Consider the following 12819-nt stretch of genomic DNA (forward strand, 5'->3'; position numbering starts at 1 on the left):
CTCATGGGACGTTACGACAGCCCGGCGGCCTTGGCCGCCCTCGTGCAGCCACATCAGGTGCACCGCGATATCTACACCGACCCAGAGGTGTTCCAGCAAGAGATGAAGCATCTCTTCGCCAATGCTTGGGTCTTTGTCGGCCATGAAAGCCAGACCCCGAACAAGGGCGATTATTTCAGCACCCATATCGGCACCCAGCCCGTCATTCAGGTGCGCCATTCGACGGGGGACATTCATGTCCTGCTGAACCGCTGCCCCCACAAAGGCACCAAGATTGTGATCGACCGGCAGGGCAACACCGGCAAATTCTTCCGCTGCCCCTATCACGCATGGAGCTTCAAGACCGATGGCTGCCTCTTGGCGATCCCGCTCAAGAAGGGCTACCAGAACACCGGGCTGGAAGAGACCGACAGCGGCAAGGGGATGCGCAGCGTCGGCGATGTGAAAAACTACCGCGGCTTCATCTTTGCCCGTTTGGCCGAAGAGGGCATGAGCTTCGAAGAGTTCTTTGGCGAAAGCCTGTCCTCGCTCGACAATATGGTTGACCGCTCCCCTGCCGGACGGCTTGAAGTGGTCGGCCCGCCGCTGCGCTACATGCATCATTGCAACTGGAAGATGTTGGTCGAAAACCAGACCGACACCTGCCACCCGATGGTGGCGCATGAAAGCTCTGCCGGGACGGCGGTGAAGCTCTACGAAGAACTGGGCCTGCCCGAGGACGCGCCCAAACCCCCCGCGATGGAGATCATCGCCCCCTTCATGTCGCCTTACGACTTTTTCGAAGGCATGGGCATCCGCACATGGCCCAACGGGCATGGGCACACTGGCGTAAACCACTCTATCCACTCGGATTATTCCGCCATCCCCGGTTATTTCGAAGCGCTCTGCGACAGCTACGGAGAGGAGAAGGCCAAGGCGATCCTCGACGAGAACCGCCACAACACGGTCTATTTCCCCAACATCATGATCAAGGGGCCGATCCAGCAATTGCGGGTCTTCATCCCCATCGCCGCCGACCGGACCGTGGTGGAAAGCTACATCTACCGCCTTGTCGACGCGCCCGATGAGCTGACCGCCCGCACCGCGATGTACAACCGCATGATCAACGCGCCCACCTCCATCGTCGGCCATGACGATCTGGAAATGTACGAGCGCGCGCAGGAAGGGCTGATGGTCGACGGGCTGGAATGGGTGAACATCCAGCGACTGATCGAAGAGGACGAAGACTTTGAGGTCGAAGCGGTCGAGAACGGCACAACCGAACGCCAGATGCGCAACCAATTCCACGCGTGGGTCAAGTTCATGACCATGGGCCAAAAGACGGAGGCGGCGGAATGAGTGTGACGCGCGAAAGCCTGATCGACTTCATCTATGATGAAGTGCGCATGTTGGACGAGGGGCGCTATACCGAATGGCTCGATCTGTGGCTGCCCGATGGTCACTACTGGATGCCGTTGGACTATCAACAGAAAGACCCGATCAACGAGACCTCGTTGATGTATGAGGATATGTTCATGCTTAAGCTGCGTGTCGAACGTCTGAATGGCGCGCGCACCTTCAGCCAAAAGCCCAAAAGCCGCTGCCACCATGTGATCCAACGGCCCTACGTGGATGAAATGGATACGGAGGCCGGGCGTTTCGTCATGACCACCTTCATGCACTACGTCGAGACGCGGCTGGACGAGCAGCAATTGCTCGCCGTCACCGCGCGGCATGAGTTGGCGCTGGTCGAGGGGCGTCTGCGCATTGCCAACAAACGGGTGGATATCGTGAATTGCGACGCGGCCTTCCGCAACATCCAGTTGCTGCCATGATCGGGGCAGAGACTGAGACGGTCTTCGCGGCCTTTGACGACACCGCCGCGCGGCACCCCGAACGGGGTTTCCTGAATGTCCTCCCGGAAACGGCGGACATCTACGGCCTCGCGGCGGGGGAGGTGAGTTATGCCGAAGCCGCGCGAGAGGTTGCAACCCTGCGCAAGCGCATTTCGGCGGCGGGCTATCTGCCCGGGCAGCGCGTGATGCTGCTGATGGAGAACCGCCCGGCCTTCTTCCTCTGGTGGCTGGCGTTGAACGGCTTGGGCCTGTCGGTCGTGCCGGTGAACCCCGATCTGCGCGCGGCAGAGCTGAGCTATATGATCGACCATGCCGAGCCGGTCTTGGCCGTGGCGATCCCCGCGCGGGGTGAGGATCTGCGCGCGGCGGCACGGCAAGCGGGGCGCGACATGCCGGTGATCGCGCCGGAGGATCCCTTGCCCGCACCCGTCACGCGTGAGACCATCGCGGTACGGCAGGACGGGGAGGGGGAAGCCGAGGCCGCATTGCTCTACACCTCGGGCACCACCGGTCAGCCCAAGGGCTGCATCCTGACCAATACCTACTTTCTGGACGCCGGGCGGTGGTACGCTGACACCGGCGGGCTTTGCGCCCTCTCGCAAGACGGCGAGCGCATGATCACGCCGCTGCCGATCTTCCACATGAACGCGATGGCCTATTCCTTCATGGCGATGATCGCCGTGGGCGGCTGCCTGACTGCGCTTGACCGCTTCCACCCCCGCAGTTGGTGGGCCTCGGTCCGGGCCTCGGGGGCGACCTGTCTGCACTACCTTGGCGTGATGCCGTCGATGCTCATGGGGGCCGAAGCAAGCGAAGCCGACCGCGACCATGCCGTGCGCTTTGGCTTCGGCGCGGGGGTGGACCCGAAACTGCACGCCGCCTTCGAGGCGCGTTTCGGTTTTCCATTGGTCGAGGCTTGGGCCATGACCGAAACCGGCGCGGGGGCGGTGATCTGCGCCAACCGCGAACCGCGCCGGGTGGGCGAAAGTTGCCTCGGCGCGCCCGAAGGGGGGCTGGAGGTCCGGCTGCTCGGCGATGCCGGGGAAGAGGCCGATCAGGGCGAATTGCTGGTGCGCCGCGCCGGTGCCGACCCGCGGCGCGGGTTCTTTGCGGGCTATTTCAAAAATGCCGAAGCCACGGATGAGGCTTGGGCGGGCGGTTGGTTTCACACCGGCGACATCGTGCGCCGCGCGCCGGATGGTGCGATGTATTTCGTCGACCGCAAAAAAAACGTGATCCGCCGCTCGGGCGAGAACATCGCGGCGGTCGAGGTGGAATCGACCCTGATGCGCCACCCCGCCGTGGCCAGCGCCGCCGTGGCCGCCGTGCCCGACGCAGTGCGGGGGGATGAGGTTTTCGCCTGTATCGTGCCGAAGCACGCCGGTGCCGACCCTGCCGTCTTGGCCCGTGAAATCACCGAATGGTGCCTGACCCAACTTGCCTATTACAAAGCCCCCGGCTTTATCGCCTTTGTCGAGGCGCTGCCGCTGACGGCGACGCAGAAACTGCAACGCGGGGTGCTGAAAACGCTGGCCACCGACCTGCTGGCCGCTCCCGGCACGCAAGACCTGCGCGGGCTAAAGAAACGGACGGCGGCATGAGGCGCAGGGGCTATGACGGCGTCGTGCTCGCGGCGCCCACCTCGGTGCCCTATGCGCGCTATAGCAATGAGACCGCCCATTGGTGGATTGCCCGCGCGCTGCGCGCGATGTTGGGCAAGGCTGGGATCGTGCCGGGCGAACTGGACGGCTTCTCGGTCTCCAGCTTCTCGCTTGCGCCGGACACGCCGGTCGGGTTGACCCAGCATTTGGGGCTCAGCCCGCGTTGGCTCGATACCGTGCCGACGGGTGGGGCCAGCGGGGTCATCGCGCTGCGCCGCGCGGCGCGGGCGGTGCAGGCGGGCGACGTGGATGTGGTGGCCTGCGTGGCGGGAGACGCGAACCGGATCGACAGCTTTCGCACCCTGCTCAGCGGCTTTTCGCGCTTTTCGATGGACGCAACCTTTCCCTATGGTTTCGGCGGCCCGAACGCGAGTTTCGCCCTGCTGATGGACCGCTACATGCAGGAATACGGCGCCACGCGAGAGGACTTTGGCCAAATCGCCGTGGCGCAACGCGCCAATGCGCTCTGCTATCCCGATGCGCTGATGAAAACGCCGCTGACCCTCGACCAATACCTTGATGCGCGCATGATCTCAGACCCCATCGCGCTATTCGACTGCGTCATGCCCTGCGCCGGGGCCGAGGCGTTTTTGGTCATGCGCGAGGATGAGGCCCTGCGCCGCGACCTGCCCTTCGCGCGGATCAGCGGCACCATCGAGAGGCACAACGCTTATCCCGAAGACTCAATGCAACTGCGTGGCGGCTGGGGCGTGGATATCGCTGAGCTCTACGAGATGGCAGGCCATGGGCCTGAGGGGGTCGATCTGCTGCAAACCTATGACGACTACCCGGTGATCTCGATGATGCAGTTCGAAGACCTCGGGTTCTGCGCCAAGGGGGAGGGGGCCGCCTTTACCCGGCGGCGGGATCTGACGATCCACGGCGATTTCCCCCACAACACCTCGGGCGGGCAGTTGTCGGTCGGCCAAGCCGGGGCCGCGGGCGGCTATCTGGGGCTGGTCGAGGCGATCCGACAGGTGACCGGGCAGGCCGAGGGCACACAGGTGACCAACGCCCGGCGGGCCTTGGTCTCGGGCTTTGGCATGATCAACTATGACCGGGGCGTCTGCTCTGCCGCGGCGATCATCGAAGGGGGCGCGCCATGACCGACCCACTGACGCCGCCTCGAAAGAAGAACCCGCAAAAGCGCAGCAGGGTGCCGACGCTGCCGCCCGCGCAGCGGTCGCGCGCGGCCCTCGGCCTTGCCATCGCCGCGGGGCGCGGCACCTTCGCCTTGCAACACTGCGCCGATTGCGGGGCGGTGCAATACCCCCCGCGCGATGCCTGCTGCAAATGCCTCTCCGTCGCGCTGGATTGGCGCGAGACGGACCGCGCGGGCGAGGTGCTGGCCGAAACCACGATCCGCGTCTCGCCCGACCCGTACTTTCGCGAGCGGCTGCCTTGGCGCATCGGCACGGTGCAGCTGGCCGCGGGGCCGGTGGCGGTGTGCCATCTGCACGGCGAAGTCGGGCGCGGTGATGCGGTGCGGCTGGCGTTGAAACTGGACCGGGCCGGGCAGGGGGTCATGGTGGCCCTGCCGCGAGAGGGAAGCGAATTGATGCAAGACGATCCAATGCTGCGCGAAATGTCGAGCGATCCGAAACATCGGCGGGTGTTGATCACCGATGCCCGCTCCCCCTTGGCCCTGCCGCTGGCCCAAGCGCTCCTGAGCGCAGGTGCGGCGGAGATATTCCTGGGGGAGCCGGAACATTGGCGCCGGTGGGAAGGCCGCGCGGCCTTCGAGGGGATGGAGAGCGTCAGCCTCATGCCGCTTGATGTCACCGATGGGGCCTCCGTCTCGCGCCTCGCGGCTGAGATCGGTGGCAAGGTCGACATCCTGATCAACACCGCCCAAATCATCCGCCCCGGCGGGGTGCTGGGCAATGACACGGTCTTTGCCCGCGAGGGGATGGAGACCAATGTGCTGGGCCTGATGCGCTTGGCGCAGGGCTTTGGCCCCGCGATGGCCGCGCGCACGGCGGATGGGGTGAACTCGGCGGTGGCTTGGGTCAATCTCCTCTCGGTCGGGGCCTTGGCGCCCGAGGCGGGGTTCGGTGGCTTCGATGCCTCGCAAGCGGCGGCGCGGTCGCTCAGCCAGACGATGCGGGCGGAGTTTGCCGGATCGGGGCTGCGGGTGATGAATGTCTACACCGGCCCGGTTGATGACGAATGGCACCAACCTCTGCCGCCGCCCAAAGTCGCCCCCCGCGCGCTGGCGCGGACGGTGGTGCGCGGGCTGGTCGACGGGTTGGAAGAGGTCGCCTGCGGTGACGTGGCCAAGGACGCGCTGGCCCGCTGGCTGGACGATCCGGCCTTGATGGAACGCGAAACGCGGGGGGGCGGCGCATGAGCGATGCAATCACGACACTGGCCGAAGCACTGGCAAGCGGTGCGGCAAAGGTTGTCGATCTGACCCATAGGCTCGACCCGGACTTCCCGGTCATCGTCCTGCCGCCAGAGTTCGGCCAATGCGCGCGGTTCCGGATGGAGGAGGTCTCGGCCTATGATCACCGTGGCCCGGCGTGGAAGTGGCATAACCTCACGCTGAACGAACACACCGGCACCCATTTCGACGCGCCCATTCACTGGGTCTCGGGCAAGGACGTGGCCCATGGCGCGGTGGATGAAATCCCGCCCGAAGCCTTCATCGGCCCGGTCGTGGTGATCGACTGCTCGGCGGGGGCAGCGCAGAACGACGACTTTGAGCTGACCCCCGAGATCATCCGCGATTGGGAGGCCCAGCACGGGCCGATCCCCGCCAATGCTTGGGTGCTGATGCGCACCGATTGGTCGAAACGCAGCGGCGCGGATTACCTCAACATGCGCGAGGATGGCGCTCATTCGCCCGGCCCCACCCCCGCCGCTATCGAACTGCTGCTAGAGCGTGGCATTCGCGGCTTTGGCACGGAAACGGTCGGCACCGACGCGGGGCAGGGGATGCATTACGACCCGCCCTTCCCGGCGCATTACCTGCTGCATGGGGCGGGGAAATATGGGCTGCAATGCCTGTGCAACCTCGACCAACTGCCGCCCACGGGGGCCATGCTGATCGCACCGCCGCTCAAGATCAAAGGCGGCACCGGCAGTCCACTGCGGGTGCTGGCGCTGATACCGGGAGAGAGACAATGAGCGAATACACCGCCGTCATCACCGGGGGCAGCAAGGGCATCGGCGCCGATCTGGCGCAGCGGTTGCTGGAATGCGGCTATCGCGTGATCTCGATCGCCCGAGGCAAGCCGGAATGGGAGGCGGAAGGCTGCGAGCATATCGAGGCCGACCTGCTCGACCCCGCCTCCGTCGCCGCCGTTGCCGCTGACATCGCCGCGCGCCATGAGGTGACCCATCTGGTGCATAACGCGGGGCTGATCTGGCCCAATCTGGTTGAAGAGGCCAAGCCCGAAGACATCACCGGCCTTGCGCAACTGCACCTCGGCTCGGCCCTGACGCTGCTGCAAGCCTTCCTGCCCGCCATGAAGGAACGCGGCTTTGGCCGGGTGATGTTCAACGCCTCTCGCGCCGCCTTGGGCGCGCCGACGCGCACGGCCTATTCAGCCTCGAAAGCGGGGATGATCGGCATGGCGCGCACTTGGGCGCTTGAGCTTGCGCCGCATGGCATCACCGTCAATGTCGTGGCCCCCGGCCCGGTGCAGACGGATAACTTTTGGGGCATCATCCCGAAAGAAAGCGAACGCGAAGCGGCGCTGGCCAAACGCATCCCCGTGGGGCGGTTGGGGCAGGTGGAGGACGTGACCAACGCCTTCCTCTTCTTCTGCGATCCGGCCAGCAGTTTCGTCACCGGCCAGACGCTTTTCGTCTGCGGCGGGTCGAGTATCGGGACGCTGACGCTCTGACCCCTCGGGATTATCCCTTGCGGAAATGCTGCACCAATTCAGGGACATAGGCATCGCCCGCGCCCTTTTCGACGACTTGGGAAAGGGCGCGATAGACCCCATCGGCAATCTCGACCTGCGCGCCCGCTTGGGCGGACATCTGGCGGTAATAGTCGAAGTCCTTCAGCGCATTGCTGATCGCGAAGGGCAGCGCCTCACGGTTGCCGCTGGTGATGAAGGGCGACAGCCGATCAAGCGCGACACTGGCACCGCCGCCGCCCGCCAAGACATCCACGAAACTCTGCGGATCGATCCCCGCATCTGCCGATTGCGCCGCAGCCTCGGCCAGCAGCGACATGAAGCCGACCGAGACATAGTTGTGCAGCAGCTTCAGCCGATGGCCCGCGCTGACCGCGCCCACATGTTTGACCTCCTCGGTGAAGGCAGCGAGCACCGGAGAGACCTTTTCGACCGTGTCCGCGTCACCACCGACGAGCAGGTTCAACTTCCCCTCATGGGCAAACTGCGCCGTGCGGGTCATCGGCGCATCGACGAAATCGCCCCCCGCCGCCTTGACCGCCTCGGCCATCTTCAGCGTCGACGCGGGCAGGGAGGTTGAGCAATCGACGACCACAGCACCCGGCTTCAGCCCCGCGATGACGCCGCCCTCTCCGGTCAGGATCCCTTCGACCTGCGGTGAGCCGGTGACGCAGAGGATGATCACATCGGATGCGGCGGCCAGATCGCTCAGACTGTCGAAGGCCGTGGCCCCCAACCCGTCCAACTCATCGGTCGGCTGGTTGCCGGGGTGGTCGAAATAGCCAAGCGCAAAACCCCCGCGCCGCATCACGTTGCGGGCAATTCCGTGCCCCATCAGGCCGACACCGATCATACCGATTTTCATGGATTTTCCTTCGCTTGCCACCGCCACCCTTGCGTGCGGTTCCCTTGGGGAAAATTCTAGCGATCCGCCCGGCACGGTGCAACGCGACAGGCCGGGATTTTCTTGCCCAAACAGGGCTTTGTATATTTGAAACCGACAATTCGATTGATAGGAATGGCGCATTAATGGAATGAGGCTGAAATGACTTTGACCCGCGACCCCCACCAGATTGCCGAAACGCTTTACCACGGGCAGTTCTGCCCGATGTTCATCGACGGTCAGGACGTGCCCGCCAACTCCGGCGCGGTGATCGAGGTGAAAGATCCCGCCTCTGGCCGAAAGCTGGCGGAAGTGCCACGCGGCGGGGCGCGGGATGTCGATCAGGCCGTGGATGCCGCACGCCGCGCCTTCGAAGGCGTCTGGTCCACCTTCACGCCCTACGACCGGCAGGAGGTGCTGTTGCGCATCGCCGATGTGATGGAGCGGGATTGGGAGAAGCTCTGCATCTCCGACACCGCCGACATGGGGCTGCCGCTGGCGCGGACGCTCGGGAACAAGCGGCGGGTGATCGGGATGCTGCGCTTCTACGCCGGCCAAGCGGTGGCGCTGCATGGTGACGTGATAGAGAATTCGATCTCGCAGTCGATGCTGTCTTTCACCACCCGCGAGCCGGTCGGCGTGGTGGGCGCGATCATCCCTTGGAACGCCCCGACCGCCGCCTCGATCTGGAAGATCGCCCCGGCCCTGGCCACCGGCTGCACCGTGGTGCTGAAACCCTCCGAAGATGCGCCGCTGACGCCCCTGATGATCGCGCGGCTGATGCAGGAGGCGGGCGTGCCCGATGGCGTGGTCAACGTGGTCACCGGCACGGGCCGTGAGGCTGGCGCGCGGTTGGCCGAACATCCGGACGTGAACAAAGTGGTTTTCACCGGCTCCACCGCCACCGGCAAGACCATCGCGCGGGCCGGGGTGGAGAACCTCAAGCGGATCACGTTGGAGTTGGGCGGGAAATCTCCGCTGATCATCTGCAAGGATGCCGACCTCGACAAGGCCGTGCCGGTGGCGGCGATGGCGGTCTATGCGCATTCGGGGCAGATTTGCATCGCCGGCTCGCGGCTTTTCGTGGCGCGGGAGATTCAGGATGAGTTTATCGAGAAACTGGCGGCCTTCGCGCGCGGGCTGAGGATCGGGCATGGCTTGGACGAAGGCACCGATCTGGGCCCGCTGATCAATGCCGTGCAGACCGAGAAGGTCGAGGGCTATATCGCTAAGGGCAAGGCCGAGGGCGCGCGGCTGGTCACGGGGGGCGGTCGGCCCGAGGGGGAAGGCTACGCGGGCGGCAACTTCCTCGAGCCGGTGATCTTTGCCGATGTGAAAGACGAGATGACCATCGCACGGGAGGAGATCTTCGGCCCCGTGATCTCGGTCCTGCCCTTCGACACGATGGAGGAGGTCGTGACCCGCGCTAATGCCACGCCCTACGGGCTGGCGGCGGGGATCTTCACCCGCGATCTCGGGGTGGCGCATCGGACTGTGAAGAAACTGAAGGCCGGGTCGGTCTGGGTGAACATGTACCACGCAATCGACCCGGCGGTGCCGTTCGGCGGGCTCAAGATGTCGGGCTACGGCAAGGAGGGTGGCGTGGAGCACCTGCAGGCGTATCTGGATACCAAGGCGGTTTGGATTCAGACCGAGTAAGGACAAGCTCAGCGCGGCGCCGCCCGGTCTGATGCCGGGCGGTAAATTGCTAAAAACCGCTGACCTTTGGCAGCCATGTCGAAATTGCTGGCACAAACGTCAGCAACATCAACACCCCAAAATTCGCCAAAAAGAACGGCGGCATCTCGCGGATCAGCGCGGCGGGCTTCAGGTTCACCGCCGAGGAGACCACGAAGATCAGGCTCCCCACCGGCGGCGTCGTCAGTCCCAGCGTCAGATTCACGATCACCACGATGGCGAAATGATCCGGCGCGATGCCGAGCGCGTGGCTGATGGGTGCCAGGATCGGGACGAGGATCATCACCCCCGGCAGCGGATCCATGAACAGACCAAAGAGCAGCAACAGCACATTGACTGCCAAGAGGAACAGGATCGGCGAAAGCTCCCACGCGATGATCGTCTCGGCCAGAAACTGGGGCACGCCTTCGATCACCAAGACCCATGCGAAAGCCCGCGCGGCCCCAAGGATCAGCAGCACCGCGGATGAGATCAGCGCCGCGCGTAGGATCAGCCCCGGCAGATCGCGCAGACGCAGGGCGCGGTAAACGAAGAACCCGCAAAACAGCGCATAGAACACGGCGATGACCGACGCTTCGGTCGGGGTGAAAATGCCACCCCGGATGCCGCCGACGATCAACACAATCAGCCCAAGCGCGGGCAGCGCCATCAGGCTGTTGCGCCACATCTGCGCACGCTCGGGCCGGGCCTCATCACTGCGGTAATCGCGTTTCCAACTGACCCAACCGTTGGCCGCAAGGCTCCCTCCGGCGAGCAGCAGCCCCGGAATGACACCCGCCATGAACAGCGACCCGACCGAGACTTCCTGATCCTGCAAGGCATAGATAATCATCACGATCGAGGGCGGGATGATCGGCCCCACCACGGCGGAAGAGATCGTCAGCGCCCCGGCGTAGGAGCGGTCATAGCCGCCCTTCTCCATCATGCGGATCATCATCGCGCCGGGGCCCGCCGCATCGGCCAGCGCCGAGCCTGAGATGCCTGCGAACATGGTCGAAGAGATCACATTGGCATAGCCCAGCCCCCCGCGCAGATGGCCCACGAATTGCGCCGCGAAACGCAAAAGCGTGTGGGTAATCGCCCCGCCGGTCATGATCTCGGCGGCGAGGATGAAGAAGGGCACGGCCAGCAGCGGGAAACTGTCGAGGCCCGAGAACATCTCTTTCACCACCACGATCTGCGGGTAGGAACTGCCCAGACCGATGGCGGCAAAGACGGAAATGGCCATGGCAAAGGCAACGGGCAGCCCCAGCACCATAAGCACGAAAAGCGAGATGAAGAGGATCTCAGCCATTGGCGGCTCCCGGCATGTTTTCGGTCTGACCTTCGGGCTGGTGATAACGGCCCGCCATGATGAAGGGCCGCGCGATCAGCAACAGATGTACGATCAGCAGCGTGAAGCCGACCGGCATGGCGGCATAGACATAGCGGAACGACAGGCGCATCGCCGGGGTCATCTGATACTGCGCGCGCTGCATATAGTCCCAGCCGACTTTGACCATGAAGGCAAAGAAGAACAGCAAAATCAAAACGATGAGCCCGCGCAGGATGCGCTGCATCCGGGTGTTCATCACATCATGCAGATTGGTGATGGCCACATGGCCGCCCTGCCGCAGGGCAAAGCCAGCCCCTAGAAAGGCCATCCAAATCATCAGGTAACGGGCGGATTCATCGGACCACGACAGCGAATGGTTGGTGCTGAACCGCAGGGCGACATTGGCCCCCACGACCAAGACCATCCCCGTCAAACAGACGATCACCACGGCGGCGTTCACCTTGACGAATAGCTGTTCCAATCTGCGCATGGTTTCCCTCCCGTGCAAAACGGCCGGAAGCACTGCTCCCGGCCGTCCGTCTTTCCGTCGCGGCGCTTACTCGGTCGCGGCGATCTGGTCGATCAGATCTTTGCCGTAGGTCTCGTAGTACCCTTCATAGGCGCTCTCGATGGAGGCGCGGAAGGCAGCCTTCTGGTCTTCGCTCAGTTCGTTCACTTCCATGCCGCGCTCTTTCAGCGTCTCGACGCCGCTTTGCTCTACGTCGTCGACGAAGGCGCGCATGGCGGAGACGGCCTCGGTCGCGCCTTTCTCGAAGGCGGCTTTGTCTTCATCCGACAGACCTTCCCAGAATGGTTTGGAGACCAGCAGCATGGCGGGCGAATAGACGTGACCCGAGAGCGTCAGGTACTTCTGCACCTCGTCGAGCTTCACGGAGACGATCACCGACAGCGGGTTTTCCTGCCCGTCGATGGTGCCCTGCTGGAGCGAGCTGATCACTTCGGGCCAGGCCATCGGGGTGGGGGCGGCACCAGCGGCGTTGAAGGCTTCGAGGTGCACCGGGTTTTCCATGGTGCGCAGCTTCATGCCCGCGATGTCTTCGGGTGTCTCAATGGCGTTGCGGTTGTTGGTGATGTGGCGGAAGCCCTGTTCGCCCCAGGCCAAGGCCACCATGCCCGCGCCGTCGAACTCGGCCAAGATGTCCTGACCGATCGGCCCGTCAAGCACGCGGCGCGCGTGGTCGAGGCTGCGGAACAGGAAGGGGATGTCGGTCACGCCGGTGGCGGGGACGAAGTTGCTCAGCGTGCCGGTGGAGACGATGGTCGCCTCGACGGTGCCCAGTTGCAGGCCTTCGACGACCTCGCGCTCACCGCCCAGACCGGAGGAGGGGAAATGGCGGAAGCTGAACTTGCCGTCAGTCTCGGCCTCGACGACCTCTTGCCACTTCTGCGCCGCGACGCCGTAGTGGCTGTCGGGGGCGAGGGCGTAGCCGATCTTGACTTCGGTCTCAGCGCTCAGGGCTCCTCCGGTGAGCGCGGCCAAAGTGGCGAAAATTGCCGTGGGTTTGGTGATTTTGAACATTTTGTATCCTCCAGCGAT

The 12819-nt window shown here is 64.4% G+C and carries 12 protein-coding genes; 8 read left to right on the plus strand and 4 right to left on the minus strand.

All coding sequences use genetic code 11. The annotated features are described in order from the left end of the window. Positions 1 to 3 precede the first annotated feature (3 nt). From ACGYLQ_RS09215 to ACGYLQ_RS09245, 7 genes are read left to right on the plus strand one after another with little or no spacing between them, the layout of a single operon-like run. Entirely contained in the window at positions 4 to 1338 is a 1335-nt protein-coding gene (locus ACGYLQ_RS09215; RefSeq protein WP_067266528.1) for an aromatic ring-hydroxylating dioxygenase subunit alpha, read from the plus strand. Then, a complete protein-coding gene (locus tag ACGYLQ_RS09220; RefSeq protein WP_394442352.1) occupies positions 1335 to 1814 on the plus strand; it encodes an aromatic-ring-hydroxylating dioxygenase subunit beta in 480 nt (159 codons plus the stop codon). The genes ACGYLQ_RS09215 and ACGYLQ_RS09220 overlap by 4 nt, the downstream gene beginning before the upstream one ends. Then, positions 1811 to 3436, plus strand: coding sequence for an AMP-binding protein (locus tag ACGYLQ_RS09225; RefSeq protein WP_394442355.1), 1626 nt, complete (start codon positions 1811 to 1813; stop codon positions 3434 to 3436). The genes ACGYLQ_RS09220 and ACGYLQ_RS09225 overlap by 4 nt, the downstream gene beginning before the upstream one ends. Continuing rightward, positions 3433 to 4602: a thiolase family protein gene (locus ACGYLQ_RS09230; RefSeq protein WP_394442357.1), complete on the plus strand. Its 1170-nt coding sequence runs from the start codon at positions 3433 to 3435 to the stop codon at positions 4600 to 4602. The genes ACGYLQ_RS09225 and ACGYLQ_RS09230 overlap by 4 nt, the downstream gene beginning before the upstream one ends. After that, positions 4599 to 5846 carry an SDR family NAD(P)-dependent oxidoreductase gene (locus ACGYLQ_RS09235; RefSeq protein ID WP_394442360.1) on the plus strand — a complete coding sequence of 416 codons (1248 nt, stop codon included), beginning with the start codon at positions 4599 to 4601 and terminating at the stop codon, positions 5844 to 5846. The genes ACGYLQ_RS09230 and ACGYLQ_RS09235 overlap by 4 nt, the downstream gene beginning before the upstream one ends. Continuing rightward, positions 5843 to 6625: a cyclase family protein gene (locus ACGYLQ_RS09240; protein WP_394442363.1), complete on the plus strand. Its 783-nt coding sequence runs from the start codon at positions 5843 to 5845 to the stop codon at positions 6623 to 6625. Before ACGYLQ_RS09235 ends, ACGYLQ_RS09240 begins: the two co-directional genes overlap by 4 nt. After that, positions 6622 to 7347, plus strand: coding sequence for an SDR family NAD(P)-dependent oxidoreductase (locus ACGYLQ_RS09245; protein WP_394442366.1), 726 nt, complete (start codon positions 6622 to 6624; stop codon positions 7345 to 7347). The genes ACGYLQ_RS09240 and ACGYLQ_RS09245 overlap by 4 nt, the downstream gene beginning before the upstream one ends. A gap of 10 nt (positions 7348 to 7357) precedes the next feature. Here ACGYLQ_RS09245 and ACGYLQ_RS09250 read toward each other — a convergent pair whose 3' ends face one another. Then, complete coding sequence (locus ACGYLQ_RS09250) at positions 7358 to 8392, minus strand: NAD(P)-dependent oxidoreductase (RefSeq protein ID WP_394442369.1); 1035 nt, start codon at positions 8390 to 8392, stop codon at positions 7358 to 7360. 18 nt (positions 8393 to 8410) lie between these two features. Here ACGYLQ_RS09250 and ACGYLQ_RS09255 point away from each other — a divergent pair, with 18 nt between their 5' ends. After that, on the plus strand, positions 8411 to 9907 hold the full coding sequence (locus ACGYLQ_RS09255) for an aldehyde dehydrogenase family protein (protein WP_394442372.1): 1497 nt from the start codon (positions 8411 to 8413) through the stop codon (positions 9905 to 9907). A 49-nt stretch (positions 9908 to 9956) separates the two neighbouring features. Here ACGYLQ_RS09255 and ACGYLQ_RS09260 read toward each other — a convergent pair whose 3' ends face one another. The 3 genes from ACGYLQ_RS09260 to ACGYLQ_RS09270 form a co-directional block, all read right to left on the minus strand. Continuing rightward, the gene (locus ACGYLQ_RS09260; protein ID WP_394442374.1) at positions 9957 to 11240 is read right to left on the minus strand and encodes a TRAP transporter large permease; all 1284 of its coding nucleotides are present in this window, start codon (positions 11238 to 11240) and stop codon (positions 9957 to 9959) included. Next, a complete protein-coding gene (locus ACGYLQ_RS09265) occupies positions 11233 to 11751 on the minus strand; it encodes a TRAP transporter small permease (RefSeq protein WP_394442377.1) in 519 nt (172 codons plus the stop codon). Before ACGYLQ_RS09265 ends, ACGYLQ_RS09260 begins: the two co-directional genes overlap by 8 nt. Before the next feature lie 66 nt (positions 11752 to 11817). Continuing rightward, positions 11818 to 12801 (minus strand): TRAP transporter substrate-binding protein, encoded by a 984-nt coding sequence (locus tag ACGYLQ_RS09270; RefSeq protein ID WP_394442380.1) that lies wholly within the window; start codon positions 12799 to 12801, stop codon positions 11818 to 11820. Positions 12802 to 12819 lie beyond the last annotated feature (18 nt).

Source organism: Sulfitobacter sp. 1A12779 (assembly GCF_043557315.1).
GTDB classification, from domain to species: Bacteria; Pseudomonadota; Alphaproteobacteria; order Rhodobacterales; family Rhodobacteraceae; genus Sulfitobacter; species Sulfitobacter faviae.

Coding starts and splice junctions, on each gene's coding strand:
- ACGYLQ_RS09230 (WP_394442357.1), top strand. CDS start 3,433: ATGAGGCGCAGGGGCTATGACGGCGTCGTGCTCGCGGCGCCCACCTCG.
- ACGYLQ_RS09250 (WP_394442369.1), bottom strand. CDS start 8,392: ATGCGCCATTCCTATCAATCGAATTGTCGGTTTCAAATATACAAAGCC.
- ACGYLQ_RS09215 (WP_067266528.1), top strand. CDS start 4: ATGGGACGTTACGACAGCCCGGCGGCCTTGGCCGCCCTCGTGCAGCCA.
- ACGYLQ_RS09245 (WP_394442366.1), top strand. CDS start 6,622: ATGAGCGAATACACCGCCGTCATCACCGGGGGCAGCAAGGGCATCGGC.
- ACGYLQ_RS09225 (WP_394442355.1), top strand. CDS start 1,811: ATGATCGGGGCAGAGACTGAGACGGTCTTCGCGGCCTTTGACGACACC.
- ACGYLQ_RS09220 (WP_394442352.1), top strand. CDS start 1,335: ATGAGTGTGACGCGCGAAAGCCTGATCGACTTCATCTATGATGAAGTG.
- ACGYLQ_RS09270 (WP_394442380.1), bottom strand. CDS start 12,801: ATGTTCAAAATCACCAAACCCACGGCAATTTTCGCCACTTTGGCCGCG.
- ACGYLQ_RS09265 (WP_394442377.1), bottom strand. CDS start 11,751: ATGCGCAGATTGGAACAGCTATTCGTCAAGGTGAACGCCGCCGTGGTG.
- ACGYLQ_RS09255 (WP_394442372.1), top strand. CDS start 8,411: ATGACTTTGACCCGCGACCCCCACCAGATTGCCGAAACGCTTTACCAC.
- ACGYLQ_RS09235 (WP_394442360.1), top strand. CDS start 4,599: ATGACCGACCCACTGACGCCGCCTCGAAAGAAGAACCCGCAAAAGCGC.
- ACGYLQ_RS09240 (WP_394442363.1), top strand. CDS start 5,843: ATGAGCGATGCAATCACGACACTGGCCGAAGCACTGGCAAGCGGTGCG.
- ACGYLQ_RS09260 (WP_394442374.1), bottom strand. CDS start 11,240: ATGGCTGAGATCCTCTTCATCTCGCTTTTCGTGCTTATGGTGCTGGGG.